Origin of the sequence: Gordonia sp. (in: high G+C Gram-positive bacteria) (assembly GCF_012515855.1) — a bacterium.
GTDB lineage: Bacteria > Actinomycetota > Actinomycetes > Mycobacteriales > Mycobacteriaceae > Gordonia.
In genome coordinates, this window is sequence record NZ_JAAYXO010000027.1 from 1 (window position 1) to 15,618 (window position 15,618).

16 protein-coding genes are annotated in these 15,618 nt (G+C 68.1%); 9 read left to right on the plus strand and 7 right to left on the minus strand.

The window, feature by feature from the left end:
• From GX543_RS01715 to GX543_RS01730, 4 genes are all read right to left on the minus strand, one after another.
• Window positions 1–354: helix-turn-helix domain-containing protein (locus tag GX543_RS01715; RefSeq protein ID WP_290849415.1), on the minus strand; the 354-nt coding region annotated here is incomplete at its 3' end.
• Window positions 350–697: a ferredoxin gene (gene fdxA / locus GX543_RS01720; RefSeq protein WP_290849400.1), complete on the minus strand. Its 348-nt coding sequence runs from the start codon at window positions 695–697 to the stop codon at window positions 350–352. The genes fdxA and GX543_RS01715, both read right to left, overlap by 5 nt.
• 4 nt (window positions 698–701) lie before the next feature.
• Entirely contained in the window at window positions 702–1,301 is a 600-nt protein-coding gene (locus tag GX543_RS01725; RefSeq protein ID WP_290849401.1) for a DUF2249 domain-containing protein, read from the minus strand.
• Window positions 1,302–1,387: 86 nt separating this feature from the next.
• Window positions 1,388–2,278, minus strand: coding sequence for a helix-turn-helix domain-containing protein (locus GX543_RS01730; protein WP_290849403.1), 891 nt, complete (start codon window positions 2,276–2,278; stop codon window positions 1,388–1,390).
• A gap of 51 nt (window positions 2,279–2,329) precedes the next feature.
• Between GX543_RS01730 and cysD the strand changes: the two genes are divergently transcribed.
• The 3 genes from cysD (at window position 2,330) to GX543_RS01745 (ending at window position 6,179) form a co-directional block, all read left to right on the plus strand.
• Window positions 2,330–3,286, plus strand: a complete 957-nt coding sequence (gene cysD / locus GX543_RS01735; protein ID WP_290849404.1) for a sulfate adenylyltransferase subunit CysD — start codon at window positions 2,330–2,332, stop codon at window positions 3,284–3,286.
• The gene (gene cysC, locus GX543_RS01740) at window positions 3,286–5,154 is read left to right on the plus strand and encodes an adenylyl-sulfate kinase (protein WP_290849405.1); all 1,869 of its coding nucleotides are present in this window, start codon (window positions 3,286–3,288) and stop codon (window positions 5,152–5,154) included. The genes cysD and cysC overlap by 1 nt, the downstream gene beginning before the upstream one ends.
• A gap of 134 nt (window positions 5,155–5,288) precedes the next feature.
• Window positions 5,289–6,179, plus strand: a complete 891-nt coding sequence (locus GX543_RS01745) for a type IV toxin-antitoxin system AbiEi family antitoxin domain-containing protein (RefSeq protein ID WP_366929046.1) — start codon at window positions 5,289–5,291, stop codon at window positions 6,177–6,179.
• A gap of 66 nt (window positions 6,180–6,245) precedes the next feature.
• Here the strand turns inward: GX543_RS01745 and GX543_RS01750 are convergent, their stop codons facing one another.
• The 3 genes from GX543_RS01750 to GX543_RS01760 all read right to left on the minus strand — a co-directional run bounded on the left by GX543_RS01750 (window position 6,246) and on the right by GX543_RS01760 (window position 9,022).
• Window positions 6,246–6,650, minus strand: coding sequence for a hypothetical protein (locus GX543_RS01750; protein ID WP_290849408.1), 405 nt, complete (start codon window positions 6,648–6,650; stop codon window positions 6,246–6,248).
• Window positions 6,651–6,718: 68 nt separating this feature from the next.
• Entirely contained in the window at window positions 6,719–8,473 is a 1,755-nt protein-coding gene (eccA, locus tag GX543_RS01755) for a type VII secretion AAA-ATPase EccA (RefSeq protein ID WP_290849409.1), read from the minus strand.
• A gap of 132 nt (window positions 8,474–8,605) precedes the next feature.
• The gene (locus GX543_RS01760; protein WP_290849410.1) at window positions 8,606–9,022 is read right to left on the minus strand and encodes a hypothetical protein; all 417 of its coding nucleotides are present in this window, start codon (window positions 9,020–9,022) and stop codon (window positions 8,606–8,608) included.
• A 151-nt stretch (window positions 9,023–9,173) separates the two neighbouring features.
• On the opposite strand from GX543_RS01760, the gene purL reads away from it, so the two are divergent.
• From purL to GX543_RS01790, 6 genes are all read left to right on the plus strand, one after another.
• The gene (gene purL, locus GX543_RS01765) at window positions 9,174–11,453 is read left to right on the plus strand and encodes a phosphoribosylformylglycinamidine synthase subunit PurL (protein ID WP_290849411.1); all 2,280 of its coding nucleotides are present in this window, start codon (window positions 9,174–9,176) and stop codon (window positions 11,451–11,453) included.
• An 82-nt stretch (window positions 11,454–11,535) separates the two neighbouring features.
• Window positions 11,536–13,233 (plus strand): alpha/beta hydrolase, encoded by a 1,698-nt coding sequence (locus GX543_RS01770; protein WP_290849416.1) that lies wholly within the window; start codon window positions 11,536–11,538, stop codon window positions 13,231–13,233.
• Between the two features lie 130 nt (window positions 13,234–13,363).
• Entirely contained in the window at window positions 13,364–13,759 is a 396-nt protein-coding gene (locus GX543_RS01775; RefSeq protein WP_290849412.1) for a CD225/dispanin family protein, read from the plus strand.
• A gap of 115 nt (window positions 13,760–13,874) precedes the next feature.
• Complete coding sequence (locus tag GX543_RS01780; protein WP_290849417.1) at window positions 13,875–14,216, plus strand: DUF2752 domain-containing protein; 342 nt, start codon at window positions 13,875–13,877, stop codon at window positions 14,214–14,216.
• 4 nt (window positions 14,217–14,220) lie between these two features.
• Complete coding sequence (locus GX543_RS01785) at window positions 14,221–14,997, plus strand: hypothetical protein (protein ID WP_290849413.1); 777 nt, start codon at window positions 14,221–14,223, stop codon at window positions 14,995–14,997.
• Between the two features lie 34 nt (window positions 14,998–15,031).
• The gene (locus tag GX543_RS01790) at window positions 15,032–15,589 is read left to right on the plus strand and encodes an NINE protein (protein ID WP_290849414.1); all 558 of its coding nucleotides are present in this window, start codon (window positions 15,032–15,034) and stop codon (window positions 15,587–15,589) included.
• Window positions 15,590–15,618 lie beyond the last annotated feature (29 nt).

Sequence of the window (15,618 nt, forward strand, 5' to 3'; positions counted from 1 at the left end):
TCGGGCCTCGGCGTCGGGCGCCGAGGCCACGGCCTGCACCAGGACCTCTGCCAGCACGTCGTAGGTGCGGGGACCCGAGGGGTCCATCGCCGGCCGGGCGCGGTATCGCAGCCGCGGACGACCCCGCACGCTCTGCTCGGCCTGCTCCACGACCACGAGTCCGTCGTCGACCAGGGCGTGCAGGTGGAAGCGGACGGTGGTCGTGGGCATTGCGCAGTGAGAGGCGAGTTCGGCGACTGTCATCGCCGTGTCGGAGCCGCGGAGGGCGTCGAGGATCGTTGAGCGCATGGGCCTGCTGTTCGGTGCCTGTCGTTCGGGTTCAGTCGTCGGGAGGTCAATCGTCGGGAGGTCAATCGTCGCCCTGGGGCGGCAGTCCGGCGACGACCGGGGCGTCGGCGGGGACCGCGCCCACTTTCGCCGCGCCGCCGGGCGAGCCGAGGGGGCCGCCCTGGCCGTCGAGCGTCTTGACGAAGAAGTCGGCGTTGTCGGTGATGTACGCCGTCCACTGGTCGGGCACGTCGTCCTCGTAAAAGATCGCCTCCACCGGGCACACCGGTTCGCATGCACCGCAGTCGACGCATTCGTCCGGGTGGATGTATAGGCTTCGACCGCCCTCGTAGATGCAGTCGACGGGACACTCCTCGACGCAGGCTCGATCCATCACGTCGACACACGGTTCCGCGATCACGTAGGTCACGACGTCACCGCTTCGGGTCGAAGGGCTCGATGGTGAGCGACGGCTCGCGGTGCGTGTGGACCGTCAGATAGTCGAGGCCGTCCGGCCCGGCGCTGAACGACCGCTGCGAGTGATGCGGCAGCCAGAGCAGGTCACCCGCGGTCACCGCGACGTCGCCGGTCTCGGCGCCGAGGGTGCCGGAGCCGGACAACACGTGCACCAGGACGTCCACTTCGCCGCCGCGGTGGGTGGCGATCTCGCCGCCGGGGGCGAGACGGATCAGGTTGGAGTCGAGGCCGCGTCCACCGAAGTCGAGCTTCCACGCGACGTCGGCGGCGTCGACCTCACGCTGCGTCAGCTCGGCGGTGTTGCCGAGCCTGCGGGCGGGGGCGGCCTCGGTGACCTTGCTGATCCGGATGCGGTAGTCGCGCTTCTCGCGCACCAGGTACTCCCACCCGTAGCCGCCCGGCAGTTTCTCCTCGAACTCGTCGTGCAGGTGGCGGGGGTCGTGGTCGTTCACCAGGATGAGGGCTTCGCCGACGGCCAGCGAGTCGAAGATGCCGAAGATCTTCGGGTGGCGCGAGGGCTTTGGGATCTCGCGGACGTCCAGGGTCACGTCGGGCATGAAAGCTGTCCTCTCAATAAAAACAATGAAATCTTGTAAAAAATCTAGCCCGCAAAGGTCGTCGAGGGCAATGGTGAGGTGCGCGACTACCCGGCGAGCGCGGCGGTCGCTGCGGCGGCGGCGCGCCGGACGGCATCGCCGAGGGCGGTCACGCGCGCGGCCGGCATCGTTCGATCGGGGCACGAGACCAGCGCGGCGACCACGACGTCGCCGTCGAAGATCGGTGCGCCGAGACTGACCGCGCCCACCTCGTCGACGAGTTCGTCCGGCAGATAGTCGATCGCCGTCAACTCTGAGACCAGGTCGACCATGCGGGCGCGTACCTGCGCGGGCATCTCGTCGAGGTCGCCGAGGGCGTCGATGATCGCGCGGTGGTGGTCGGTGATGCGCTCGATGGAGTAGCCGCGTTCCCGGATCGCGCCCAGGACTGCCGTCAGCCGGGGGCGCTGATCGGCGGGCGCCCGATTGAGCCACGCGGCGCGCGTGTCGTCGTCGGCCCAGGCGATGAACTCGCGGCAGAGTGGAGGTCGTAGCTCCATGTGACGGACCGGGGCTGCCGGTGACGTGACTGTCGGCGACGGACTCGGGCCAGGCGCGAGGTGGTCGGTGACGGTGATGGTGTCGCCGCGGCGTTGAGCGAGGAAGGCGGGAATGTCGGTGGATTCCACCAGTGCGGCCACGTGCGGGGTGGCGGCTGCCGCGACGATGTCGACGCGGGCGGCGCGGCGGCTGGTGGCGAGGAAGTCGACGCCGAGGGTCAGGGAGTTGTCGGAGTGGCGGGTGACCCAACCGAGGTCGCAGAGTTGGGTGACGATCGCGTGCGCGGTGCCGCGCGGAATGCCGGTCGCCCGCACGACGTCGGCGAGGGTGAGCGTGTCACTCGAGGCCTCCACCAGCAGCTTCATTACCTCGACCACCCGCCGCGTGGGTGGGGACGATTGACGGTCGGTCGCCCGCTCGCCTACCGTACCTGTCATATTGCCAACACTAAGTGTCGAATATTCGACACGTCAAGGGAGTGCCTGCCGATGATCACCTCACCCGACGGAACCGGTGCCACCGCGTCGGCCGGTGTCGGCCGACGGTACGACCTCACCACGCTCGAAGAGCTGGAGGCGGAGTCGGTTCACATCTTCCGCGAGGTCGCGGCCACGTTCGAGCACCCGGCGATGCTTTTCTCCGGCGGCAAGGACTCGGTGGTCATGTTCCACCTGGCGCAGAAGGCCTTCTGGCCGGCACCGGTCCCGTTCCCGCTGATGCACGTCGACACCGGCCACAACTTCGACGAGGTGATCGAGTACCGCGACTGGGTGGTCGCCGAGACCGGCGTGCAGTTGATCGTCAGCAGCGTGCAGGACGACATCGACGCCGGACGCGTGGTGGAGCAGACCGGACCGGGGACCTCCCGCAACCGGCTGCAGACCGCCGCGCTGCTGCGGGGGATCACCGAGAACCGGTTCGACGCGGTCTTCGGCGGCGCGCGTCGCGACGAGGAGAAGGCCCGCGCCAAGGAACGCTTCTTCAGCTTCCGCGACTCCTTCGGCGCATGGGACCCGCGCAATCAGCGACCCGAACTCTGGAACCTCTACAACGGGCACTGCGAGCGGGACGAGCACATTCGGGTGTTCCCGCTGAGCAACTGGACCGAGCTCGACATCTGGAACTACATCGCGCAGGAGAACATCGACCTCCCGTCGATCTACTACGCCCACGACCGCGAGGTGGTCCCACGCGACGGGATGCTCCTGGCCAAGACCCGATTCCTCGAGACCTACCCGGGCGAGACCTCGCACACCGAACGCGTGCGCTTCCGCACCGTCGGCGACGCCACCTGCACCGGCTGCGTCGAGAGCGACGCCGATACCCCGGAGAAGGTGATCGCCGAGGTGGCCGCCACCCGCGTCACCGAACGCGGCGCCACCCGCGCCGACGACCGCATCTCCGAAGCAGGCATGGAAGATCGCAAGAAGGAAGGCTACTTCTGATGAGTCCCGACGCGACTGCACCCGACGTCGCCCCCGCCGAACTGCTGCGCATCGCGACCGCGGGCAGCGTCGACGACGGGAAGTCGACGCTCATCGGCCGGCTGCTGTACGACTCCAAGGCCATCCTCACCGATCAACTCGAGGCCATCGAGCGGACCAGCGCCAAGCGCGGCGACGACTACGCCGACCTCGCGCTCCTCACCGACGGCCTCCGCGCCGAGCGGGAGCAGGGGATCACCATCGACGTGGCCTACCGCTACTTCGCGACGCCTGCGCGGAAGTTCATCATCGCCGACTCGCCGGGCCACGTGCAGTACACGCGCAACATGGTCACCGGCGCGTCGACCGCCGATGTCGCGATCATCCTCGTCGACGCTCGCAAGGGCGTGCTGGAGCAGACTCGGCGCCACGCGTTCCTGTCGTCGTTGCTCGGCATTCCGCACCTGGCGATCTGTATCAACAAGATGGACCTGGTGGACTACTCCGAGGAGCGGTTCGAGGAGATCCGCGCCGAAGTGGTGGCCTTCGCGGCCAAGCTCAATGTCACCGACCTCGCGTTCATCCCGATCTCGGCGCTCCGCGGCGACAACGTGGTCGAGCGTTCCGAGGCGATGCCGTGGTACTCCGGGCGCCCGCTGCTGAGCCACCTGGAGAACGTCTACATCGCCTCCGACCGCAACCTGCGCGATGCGCGTTTCCCGGTTCAGTACGTCATCCGACCGCAGCGCAGCGACGGCTTCGACCACCGCGCGTTCGCCGGAACCGTCGCCGGCGGCACCTTCGCGGTCGGCGACAAGGTGGTCGCGTTGCCCAGCGGCTTCGGCACCTCGGTGAAGCAGATCTGGGGACCGGGCGGCGTGGAACTCGACGAGGCCTTCGCCTCGCAGGCCGTCTCGATCGCCCTCGAGGACGAGATCGACATCGTCCGCGGCGACATGCTGGTGCGCCCCAACAATCGGCCGCACGTCGGCCGGGAGATCGACGCGATGGTCTGCTGGTTCTCCGAATCGTCACAGCTGGCGCCCGGCAACACCTACCGCATGCTGTGCGGCACCCGCGAGACCCGCGTCCGCATCGACGGCCTCAACTACCGCCTCGACGTCAACACGCTCCACCGCGACGAGTCGGCGAAAGCCCTGACCCTCAACGAGATCGGGCGGCTGTCGCTGCACGCGCAGACCCCGGTGATGTTCGACGAGTACCGCCGCAACCGGGCGACGGGCAGCTTCATTCTGATCGATGAGGCGACCAACGCGACCGTCGCCGCGGGCATGATCACCGCTCCGCTGGCCCACGACACCCAGGTGGTCTGGCAGTCCACCAAGGTCGGCCGTGAGCACCGGGCCCACCGGGGCGCGACGGTGTGGCTCACCGGGCTGTCGGGATCGGGGAAGTCGACCATCGCGATGGAATTGGAGCGCCGCGTGGTCGCCGAAGGCCGACCGGCCTACCTGCTCGACGGCGACAACCTGCGACACGGACTCAACGGCGACCTCGGGTTCGGCGACGACGACCGTCGCGAGAACATTCGCCGCACCGCCGAGGTGGCCGCGCTGTTCGCCGATTCCGGAGCGGTCACGCTGGTCTCGCTGATCAGTCCGTTCGCCGCAGAACGGCAGCGGGCGCGCGAGATCCACGAGGCCGCCGATCTGCCGTTCTACGAGATCTTCGTCGACACGCCGCTGGCGGATTGCGAGGCCCGCGACCCGAAGGGCCTGTATGCGAAGGCGCGAGCGGGGGAGATCACGCAGTTCACCGGCGTCGACTCCCCGTACGAGGCACCGCAGAACCCGGATCTGGTGATCCGTCCCGCCGACGGCTCGCCGCGCGAGGTCGCCGATCGAATCCTGCGCGAGCTGGGGTTGTAGACGGGCCTATTGCGAGTAGTACTTCAGCGCCGCTGATGTACTGACGATTCTGCGTTGGATTTGGTACCTCCCAGGTCGAATTCCCTACGCAGAATGCGATGGAACCGATTCCGGGTCCGGCGCGTCCAACTTATATGGGGGATTTCGGGGACGTCGCGGCCGCGCTGGCCGCTCATGACGGTGTGATCACAACCAGGCAGGCGCTGTCGTGCGGTCTGAGCCGCGCGCAGATCCGCGGCCGAGAGGTTCGCGGCGAATGGATCCGCCTGTCATACGGACTCTTCCGGTCCGCGTCGCACGACTTCACCGAGGCGGCGATGGTGCGCGCCGTGGTCATTGCGCACAACGGTGTCGCGGACGGCCCCACCGCCGCGTGGTGGCACGGGATGATCGCGACGCTACCGGTTCCTTTGACGATCTCCTGCGTCGCGAAGCCCGCCCCGATCGACTGGCCGGTCGAGACCCGAGTCAGCCGGCGCAACCTGCGGCCGGAGTGGGTGACGCAGGTACGCGGGCTGCGAGCGACCGCCAAGCCGCTGACGGCGCTGATCGCGGCGGTCGAGCTTCCCGAGGGCACTGCCTTCCTCGATCGCATGCTGCAGATCGGCCAGGTGACGCTCGCGGACTTGGAACGAGCGGTCGACGAGGCATCCGGGATGCGGGGGATCGTTGAGGCGCGGCGCCTGGTGAAGATCGCGGGCTCGGCCAGCGAGTCGGAAGCGGAGCGACTTTTTGTCCGGTTGCTGCGGGAGTGGGGCGTCACCGGGTGGGTTCAGCAGTTGTCGTGCAGTCGATGGAGGCTGGACTTCGCGTGGCCGGAGCACCGGGTGGCGGTGGAGATCTCGGGATGGGCATTCCATCGCGACTCCCGACGCCACGGCAACGACCTGGCGAAGGCCAACTACCTGGAGAGCATCGAGTGGCGCGAGTTGCAGTACGACTGGCACATGCTCAACGGCGACGGTTCGGGGTGCGTTCAGCAGGTCATCGAGCTCCTGAACGCCCGCGGTGCGGTGGCGCTGTAAGGCCGGGCAGGGGATCTGCGTAGGGAATGGTGGCCGGCATCGACCATTCCCTACGCAGATCGATCGTTACGGATTGGCGTTCAGCACCTCGACGGAGAAGAACACCAGGAACTGGAGCGCTACGAACATCGCGGCCCAGCCGGTGGCGAGGCGGCCCTTCACGAACACGTAGATGCACAGGGCCACCGTCCCGATGCCGAGCACCGCGGCGCCGATGATGGCGACCGGGAACGCGATGCCGAGACCGCCGACACCGTCGCAGTCGACGGTGCAGGTGCTCGCGGAGGTGAAATCGAAGATCAGCGACGCATTCGTCGTCCACATCGCGGTGAGCAACTGGATCAGCCAGCAGACCAGGACGCCGAATACGTCGAGAATCGTCTTGGTGGTCGATCGCGCGCTGACTCCCGCGGTCGGGATCGGTACGGGCGACGGTGTCGGCGACTGCGAGGGTGTCGAGGGCGGTTGCATGGGAAGAATGTACGGCCGTCGACCTCCTCCGTCATTCGGCGAAACGAACAGTGCCGAGCTCCCGCCGACTACCGCAACCGCGCGAGGGCGGCGCGCGCGTCGTCGCCGGTAATCGTCATCAGCTGCATCTCGTTCAGTCGATCGAGGTCGGGGCCGGTGGCCAGGCGGAGTTCCCGTTCCTCCTCGGCGGCCTCCACCACATTCCGCACGTAGCGACCGTTGCCCGCGAGGTCGGACGCGCGTCGACCGTCGACGGTGCTGTCGTACAGATCGGCGAACGCCGCTTCGAGAGTCGCGGCGGCCTCCGACGACAACCGTGCGTCCCGGCGCTGCGCCATCGTTTCGGCGATGCGGATCAGCTCTCCGGACGTGTACGACTCGAAGCGAATGCGACGGGCGAAACGCGAGGCGAGCCCCTCGTTGGTGGCCAGGAGTCGGTCGATCTCGTCGTCGTATCCGGCGATGATCACCACCAGGCGGTCGCGGTCGTTCTCCATCCGCGCGAGCAGCGTGTCGATGGCCTCGCGGCCGAAGGCGTCGCCGCCCGACAGACCCTCCTGGGCCAACGTGTAGGCCTCGTCGATCAGCAGCACCCCGTCGAGCGCGGAGTCCACCACTGCCGAGGTCTTGGGCGCGGTGGCTCCGAGGTGCTGGCCCACCAGGTCTTTACGGCTGACCTCGACCACGGTGTCGGTGGCCAGCAGGCCGAGTGCGCAGTACAGACGCGCCACCAGTCGGGCGACGGTGGTCTTGCCGGTGCCGGGTGGGCCGGTGAACGCCAGATGCAGACTGCGCGAATGCGTTCGCAGTCCCTTCCCGGCGCGGATCTGCGACAGTGCGACCGTCGCGCGCAGGCGCTCCACCTGGTCCTTCACCGTCGCGAGCCCGACTTGAGCGGCGAGTTCGTCGGTCACCGCACGGACGGCGGCGTCGTCGGCCGTCGCGCGTGTCCCGGCGGTGTCCTCGACCGCAGACGTTGCGACGTTCGGCGGGGCGGCGTCGCCGATCACCAGCCGGTACGACGGATCGGCCAGTGCACGCTCGGCCTCCGCCAGCCCCGAATCCAGCGCGAACGCCTCTTCCAGACTCAGGCGCGCGGCGGTCTCGTCGCCGCGAGAACGATGGGTCATCCCGATCATGAAGAGGGCCTGCGGGCGGGCATTGTCCAGCGCGGAGTCGCGGGTGCTCTCCAGACGCCGCAGGGCTTGGTCGAACAGGCCGAGCTGGGCGCACGCGGTGCCGCCGAGGAAGTCGGTCGCGGCGCGCAGGACTGGGTCCGGCCAGTCGACGGTGCCGAGGACGTCGAGTACCGCGCGCCACCGTGATTCCCGGAGGGCCGCGAGGGCGCGGCAGAAGACGATCGACGGGTCATCGGTGTGCGCTGCTTGGTCGAGGACCTCGGCGGCGCCCCGGACGTCGCCGCCCACGAGCAGCGAGGCGGCGTACGCGGCCGTCGCGTCGACCGGTCGGGCGATCGGCAGATCGATGAACATGCCGGTCGGGAGGTGGCCCACCAGATATCCGGTGGGCAGCCCGATGCGGCGCTGGTCGACGCCGATGGTGGAACGCGAGCGGTACAGGCCGAGCAGCGCGACCCCCGACCGGTCGCCCGCGGCCACCCGGCCGAGCCAGGCGTCGCCCATCTCCGGGTCGATCTCACAGGCCCGGACAAAGGCACGCAGCGCGCGCTCCCGGTCGGGCGGTGCGTCGCCGGCGAGGACGCCTAGCGCGCTCAGGCCGGCGGTGAAGTAGTCCCGCGCGCTCGCTGTGACAGGAATCCCAGTCGAGAGCCCATCGGTCGGGAGCCCTCCCGATCCGCGCACAGTGCTGTTCCCGACATTCATCTCGATCCCCCCGAATCTTGGATGGTGTTGCCGGGAACATTAGCGTCCCGTGCGGGGGAGGACCGGCGATTCGGAACCTCCGACCATCGGAGGGCGGTGGTCAGTCGAGGCTCACCCCGGGATGTTGCCCGCGAGCGCGTCCTTGAGCGGAAGGTCGGGGAAGCCCTGGCAGCCGGTGCTCATCAGTTTGGCCGCGGTGGTCAGTGCCTCGATCGGTGCCGGACTGCCTTGGGCGCGGAAGATCGCGACCTGCTCCGACAGTGTCAGCTCACTGAAGTCCTTGCAGGTCATCGACTCCCAGTTCGCCGGCGCGGGGACCTCGGAGACGGGGGCGTCGTCGGCCTCGGTGGGCGAGGTGGTGGTCGGCGTCGACGGAGCCGTCGTTGCGGACGAGGTGGTGGTTGTCGAAGTGGTGGTTGCTGAGGCGGAGTCGGTGGAGTCGGCGGAGTCCGAGCATCCGGCGAGGACGGCGACCCCGGCGCAGAACAGGGCTGCGGCGCCGAGCCGAACACGAAGAGCAGTGGCCATGAGAGGTCCTCCGGATTGGTAGCCGCGCTGAGGTCGATCGATGTCAATGGTGACGGTAGCAGCGCGCGAAGGGCGACGACCCGGACGTCAGTCGATCGACAGACTCGGGGGCTGGACCGGTCATCTCGAGAACTGACATAGACTGTTCCACGTGAGCGCCCAGGTCGATACCGTTTCCCACGCCGCCGATACCCCCGAGTTGCCGCAGCCTTGGGCTGAACTCGGCCTCAAGGACGACGAATACGCCCGGATCCGTGAGATCCTCGGCCGTCGTCCCACCGACGCCGAACTCGCGATGTACTCGGTGATGTGGTCCGAGCACTGCAGCTACAAGTCGTCGAAGGTGCATCTGCGCTACTTCGGCGAGACCACCACCGATGAGATGAAGGCCGGGATGCTGGCCGGCATCGGCGAGAACGCGGGCGTCGTCGACGTCGGCGACGGCTGGGCGGTGACCTTCAAGGTGGAGTCGCACAACCACCCGAGCTACGTGGAGCCCTACCAGGGCGCCGCGACCGGCGTGGGCGGCATCGTGCGGGACATCATGGCCATGGGCGCCCGCCCGATCGCCGTGATGGACCAGCTTCGCTTCGGCGCGGTCGATCACCCCGACACCCGTCGCGTGGTGGACGGCGTGGTGCGCGGCGTCGGCGGCTACGGCAACTCGCTCGGCCTGCCGAACGTGGGCGGCGAGACCGTCTTCGACTCCAGCTACCAGGCCAACCCGCTCGTCAACGCGCTGTGCGCCGGCCTGCTGCGCACCGAGGACCTGCACCTGGCGTTCGCGTCGGGCACGGGCAACAAGATCATCCTGTTCGGCGCCCGGACCGGCCTGGACGGCATCGGCGGTGTCTCGGTCCTCGCGTCCGAGACCTTCGACGATGAAGACGGCCCGTCGCGCAAGAAGCTGCCGAGCGTGCAGGTGGGCGACCCGTTCACCGAGAAGGTGCTCATCGAGTGCTGCCTGGATCTGTACCGCGCCGAGCTCGTCGTCGGCATCCAGGACCTCGGCGGCGCGGGCCTGTCGTGCGCCACCAGCGAGCTGGCTGCGGCCGGTGACGGCGGCATGCACATCGATCTCGACAAGGTCCCGATGCGCGCCGAGGGCATGACCGCGGCGGAGGTGCTGTCGTCGGAGTCGCAGGAGCGCATGTGCGCGGTCGTGACCCCCGAGAACGTCGACGAGTTCATGGCCGTCTGCCGCAAGTGGGACGTCCTCGCCACCGTGATCGGTGAGGTCACCGACGGTGAGCATCTCGTGGTCGACTGGCACGGCGAGACCGTGGTGGACGTGCCGCCGCGCACCGTCGCTCATGACGGCCCGGTGTACAACCGTCCCGTCGAGCGCCCGGAGTGGCAGGACGAGGTCATCGCCTCGACCACCGCGAACCTGAAGCGCCCGGAGACCTCCGAGGAACTCCGCGAGACCTTCCTGAAGCTGCTGGCCAGCCCCGCGCTGTGCAGCCGCAAGTTCATCACCGAGCAGTACGACCGCTACGTCCGCGGCAACACGGTGCTCGCCGAGAACGCCGACTCCGGTGTCATCCGCATCGACGAGGAGACCGGTCGCGGCGTCGCGATCTCGACCGACGCGTCGGGCCGCTACACCTACCTGGACCCGTACACCGGCGCACAGCTCGCGCTCGCCGAGGCCTACCGCAACGTGTCGGTGACCGGGGCCAGCCCCCGCGCGGTCACCAACTGCCTCAACTTCGGCTCGCCCGAGGACCCGGCCGTCATGTGGCAGTTCAGCCAGGCCGTCCGCGGCCTCGCCGACGGCTGCGCCAAGCTGGGCATCCCGGTGACCGGCGGCAACGTGAGCTTCTACAACCAGACGGGCACTACCCCGATCCTGCCGACCCCGGTGGTCGGCGTGCTCGGCGTCATCGACGACGTCGCCCGCCGCATCCCCACCGACATCGGCACCGAACCGGGCGAGACCCTGATCCTGCTCGGCGAGACCCACGACGAGTTCGACGGCTCCATCTGGGCGCAGGTGGAGCACGACCACCTCGGTGGCGTGCCGCCGAAGGTCGACCTCGACCGTGAGCGCCTGCTCGGCGAGATCCTGGTCGCCGCCTCGCGCGACGGCCTCGTCTCCGCGGCCCACGACCTCTCCGAGGGCGGCCTGATCCAGGTGGTCGCCGAAGCCGCACTCGCGGGTGAGACCGGCTGCCGCATCCTCCTTCCGGAGGGTGCCGATCCGTTCGTCACGCTGTTCTCCGAGTCGGCGGGCCGCGTGCTGGTCGCCGTCCCGCGCACCGAGGAGTCGCGCTTCTGCGCGATGCTCGACGCCCGCGAGATGCCGTGGACGCGCATCGGTGTCGTCGACCAGGGCAGCGATTCGCTCGAGGTCCAGGACCACTTCTCGGTGACGCTCGACGAACTGCGCGAGGTCCACGAGGGCACCCTGCCGAAGCTGTTCGGCTAGTCCCAGATCGTTGGCCGACCCCACTCAGGAGACGACGGCGGCGCCGCGGAGAACACCGCGGGCCGCCGTTCGTCGTTCCTCGATGCGGATGGGCTCGGCCGTCACGCGGGTGATGCGCGTGCTGCGCATCGATGCGCCCGGACTGGTGATGGCGACCCTGTTCTACCTGATGTCGCTGACGCCCTCGCTGCTGCCGCGGCACTGGTCGTTTCAGGGGCTGATCGGCGGCATTTCCGCGGCCACCGGGTACGGCCTCGGCGTGCTGCTGGCACTGGCCGTGCAGCGGTATCTGCTCCCGCGGTTGTCGTGGTGGCCTCCGTCGCCGCGCATCCGCAGAGCGCTGCGCATCGGTGTGCCGCTGCTGTGCCTGGCGGCGTCGCTGTTCACGCTCTCCTTCGCGGTCCGCTGGCAGACCCAGCTGGCCGACATGATGGGGACCGACGCGCCGTCGTTCGTCGGCTATCTGCGCGCCTTCGGGCTCAGCATCGTGATCGCCTGCGCCATCGTCTGGATCTTCCGCCTGCTACGGACCGTCGGGCACGCCGTCGCGCACAAGCTGGTGAGTGTGTTCCGGATTCCGCGTCGGGTGGCCAGCGCATTGTCGCTGCTGTTGGTGCTGATCGCGACCTTCGCCTTGATCGACGGCGTCGCGATCCGGGGCAGCTACGCGGCGATGAACGCGATCTTCAGCGTCCAGAACGACGACACCCGCGACGGCGCCGAGCGGCCGACCCTTCCGGAGAAGTCCGGCAGTCCGCAGTCGCTCGCCAAGTGGGACACCCTCGGGTTCGAGGGTCGGAACTTCGTGTCGGGCGGCGTCGAGGCCACGCGCTTGGCGGAATTCAACGGCCGGCAGGCCAAGGAACCGATCCGCGTCTATGCGGGGCTGGAGTCCGCGGACGGCATCGACGCGCAGATGAAGCTGATCGTCGACGAGTTGGAGCGCACCGGCGCCTTCGACCGTCAGACACTGGTGGTGATCCCGACGACGGGGACCGGCTGGGTGAATCCGACTGCCGCGCAGACCTTCGAGCTCGTCGCCAACGGCGACAGCGCGCTGGTCGCGGCGCAGTACTCGTATCTGCCGAGCTGGGTGTCGTTCCTGGCGGACAAGGCCAAGGCGGCCGAAGCCGGCCGACGGCTGGTGGACGCCGTTCACGAACGGTGGCTCACCAAGCCCGAGGGCAGCAGGCCCAAGCTCTTCGTCTACGGCGAGAGCCTCGGCACGCAGGCCGGCGAGGGCGCCTTCGACGACCTCAACGACATCCGCTCCACCGTCGACGGCGTCCTGTGGGTGGGACCGCCCAACTCGAACAAGCTGTGGCACACGCTGGTGGAACGCCGAGACCCGGGGTCGCCGCAAGCCGAGCCGACCTACGCCAACGGACTGGTGGTCCGATTCGCGAACGACGCCGAGGGCATCCACCGCAACCGTGACGAGTGGTTGTCGCCGCGCGTGTTGTACATCCAGCATCGCTCGGATCCGGTGGTCTGGTGGTCGTCGGACCTGATGTTCGGCCGACCCGACTGGCTGGTGGAACCAGCGGGTCCGGACCGCGAGACGGCGATGCGCTGGTATCCGATCGTCACCTTCTGGCAGGTCAGCGCGGATCTCGGCAACGCCGCGGGTGTCCCCGACGGGCACGGCCACAACTACGGCACGGTGATCCTCGACGGGTGGATCGCGGTGACCCAGCCCGAGGGGTGGACGGCCGCCGACACCACTCGGATTCGCAATGCCCTCGAGGCGCTGCGCGGACATGACGGCCCGGAGAAGTAGGGGACCGTGCCGAGTGGGATGCGATGTGCGCCTATATCGTTCGATCGACACCGACTCGTGCTGCAGGGACATTTCCGGCCATGTGGTTTAGTCTTCGGAGGACCGAATTCCTGAGAGGACCCTGAACTACATGACTAACCCGAATGATTTTCCGGAGAACAAGCCGGGCGGCCAGCCCTTCGGTGGCCAGCCCGGAGGTGGCCCGGAGTTCGGTGCGCCCCAGTACGGTGCGCCCCAGTACGGCTACCAGGGCGGCGCGCCCGGTATGGAGCCCGACAATAATCTCGTCTGGTCGATTCTGTGCACGGTCCTGTGCTGCCTGCCGCTCGGCATCGTCGCGATCGTGAAGTCGACCTCGGTCAGCAAACTGTGGGCCATGGGCGATTACGCCGGTGCGCAGAAGGCCGCCGACGACGCGAAGAAGTTCGCGATGTGGGGAGCCATCATCTCCGTCGTCTTGATCGTCCTGTACCTCATCCTCGCTGTTGCGCTCGGTGTCTTCTCAGCATCTACGACCACGTACTGATGCGCGTGCGGAGCGCCCCTCGGACAAGTTCCTAGGGGTGCTCCGGCGTGCCGCCCAGAACAAGTACGTCGGCCCCGGCGCGGTCTTAGTCGGCGTCGCAGGTGCGGCGACGGCGATCTGGTTCGCCGATCCGACAACACCCGGCGGCGTGCTCCCGACGTGTCCGACCAAGTCGCTGTTTCATCTCAACTGTCCGGGGTGTGGTTCGCTGCGCGCGATCTATTCCCTGATGCACGGTGACGTCGGTGCCGCGCTGCACTACAACGCCGTCGGCGTCATCGCGTTGGTGCTTCTCGCGTTCACGTTCGTGACGTACACGATCGGACTGTGGACCGGCCGTCGACTGTGGAACTGGCAGACTCTTCGCTATGCACCAGCGGTGGTGCTCGGAGTGACGCTGGTGTGGTTCGTGATCCGCAACATTCCGATCGAACCGTTCTCAAGTTTGAAAGTGTGACGATATGACCAACCCCCAAGATCGCGACGACGCTGCGATGTCGGCGGCGGACGAGACGACCGCGCCTCCGAGTCTGGAGAAGAAGCCGGCGTCGCCCGATCTGGAGAAGACGACCGTGGTGGACAACTCCGCGGTGGCCGGCGCGACTGCGATGCAGGCGGAGTCGAGCGATCCGGATTCGTCGGTGCAGGCACCCTACTACGAGTCCGAGTGGTCTCCGGCCTATGCGCAGACCGAGATTCAGCAAACGCCGAACTTCCAGAAGTCGGTGGACGAGGGTGCGCCGCAAGCGCAGTTCGGGGGCGCCCCGCAACCCGGGTACGGCGACCTGACTCCGCAGCCGAACTACGGCGAGCCGGTGCCGCCGCAGTATCCGACCCCGGACCCCTACGGCGGTTACGGGGCCCCGAACTACGGCGCGCCTGCGGCGTACGTTCCCGCGTATCCGCAGCCCGCTGCCTACGGCAGTCCGCAGGCCATGCCGCCCCAGACCAACACGACGTCGGCGATCCTCGCGATCGTCTTCAGCGGCCTCCTCGTCGTCGGTTGCTACACCACTGTCATCGGTATCGCACCGCTGGTGCTCGGCATCATGAGCTTGAACAAGAGCAACTCGGTCAGCAGGCTCTGGTACGTCGGGCAGCAGCAAGCCGCGTACGACGCGGTGTCCTCAGCGAGCAACCTCGCCAAGTGGGCGTGGATCAGCATGGCGATCGGATTCGCCGTCGTGATCCTCGTTGTCGTGGTGATCATCGCGATCGCGGTGGGCAACGCACCCTGACGCGAGTCGCGTTCTCGAACTCGAAAGGATCAACGTGACCGAGTACGGCCATGGCAACTCGGGGATGTCGCCCTACCAGGGATATCCCGCGGTGAACGACTACCAGTCGGGTGCGCCCTACGGCGGTTCCGCGGGCAATTATCCGCAGGCGCCCAGCTACCCGCAGGCGCCGTCGTTCCACACCCCGCAGCCGGGCTACCCCGGGATGGCCCAACCCGGCTATGCGGCTCCGCCGATTCCCGCCTATCCGGTCGCTCATCCCGTCGCCGCCTACGGCTATCCGCAGGGCGGGTACAACGCTGCGGCGCCCTACGGGGTCGACCCGGCGACTGGGATCCCGTTCTCCGACCGCAGCAAGGTCACCGCCGGATTCCTCCAGTTGTTCCTCGGTGGGTTAGGCGCGGGCCGCTGGTACATCGGCACCACCGGTATCGCTGCGACGCAGCTCATCCTGTGGTTCGTCGCTTTCGTCACCAGCTTCATCTTCTTCGGCTTCTTGATCTTCATCGGTCTTGGAATCTGGATTCTGATCGACGCGATCATGATTTTCACCGGTTCGGTCCGCGACGGGCAGGGCCGCATCCTCAGATAGCGCGCCTGCGAGGGAACGCGCAGGGCGAA

Excerpts from the sequence above, each read along its gene's own strand:
- cysC (WP_290849405.1), top strand. The coding sequence starts at position 3,286 with ATGAGTCCCGACGCGACTGCACCCGACGTCGCCCCCGCCGAACTGCTG.
- GX543_RS01730 (WP_290849403.1), bottom strand. The coding sequence starts at position 2,278 with ATGACAGGTACGGTAGGCGAGCGGGCGACCGACCGTCAATCGTCCCCA.
- GX543_RS01775 (WP_290849412.1), top strand. The coding sequence starts at position 13,364 with ATGACTAACCCGAATGATTTTCCGGAGAACAAGCCGGGCGGCCAGCCC.
- cysD (WP_290849404.1), top strand. The coding sequence starts at position 2,330 with ATGATCACCTCACCCGACGGAACCGGTGCCACCGCGTCGGCCGGTGTC.
- GX543_RS01745 (WP_366929046.1), top strand. The coding sequence starts at position 5,289 with ATGGGGGATTTCGGGGACGTCGCGGCCGCGCTGGCCGCTCATGACGGT.
- GX543_RS01760 (WP_290849410.1), bottom strand. The coding sequence starts at position 9,022 with ATGGCCACTGCTCTTCGTGTTCGGCTCGGCGCCGCAGCCCTGTTCTGC.
- GX543_RS01750 (WP_290849408.1), bottom strand. The coding sequence starts at position 6,650 with ATGCAACCGCCCTCGACACCCTCGCAGTCGCCGACACCGTCGCCCGTA.
- GX543_RS01785 (WP_290849413.1), top strand. The coding sequence starts at position 14,221 with ATGACCAACCCCCAAGATCGCGACGACGCTGCGATGTCGGCGGCGGAC.
- GX543_RS01725 (WP_290849401.1), bottom strand. The coding sequence starts at position 1,301 with ATGCCCGACGTGACCCTGGACGTCCGCGAGATCCCAAAGCCCTCGCGC.
- GX543_RS01770 (WP_290849416.1), top strand. The coding sequence starts at position 11,536 with ATGCGGATGGGCTCGGCCGTCACGCGGGTGATGCGCGTGCTGCGCATC.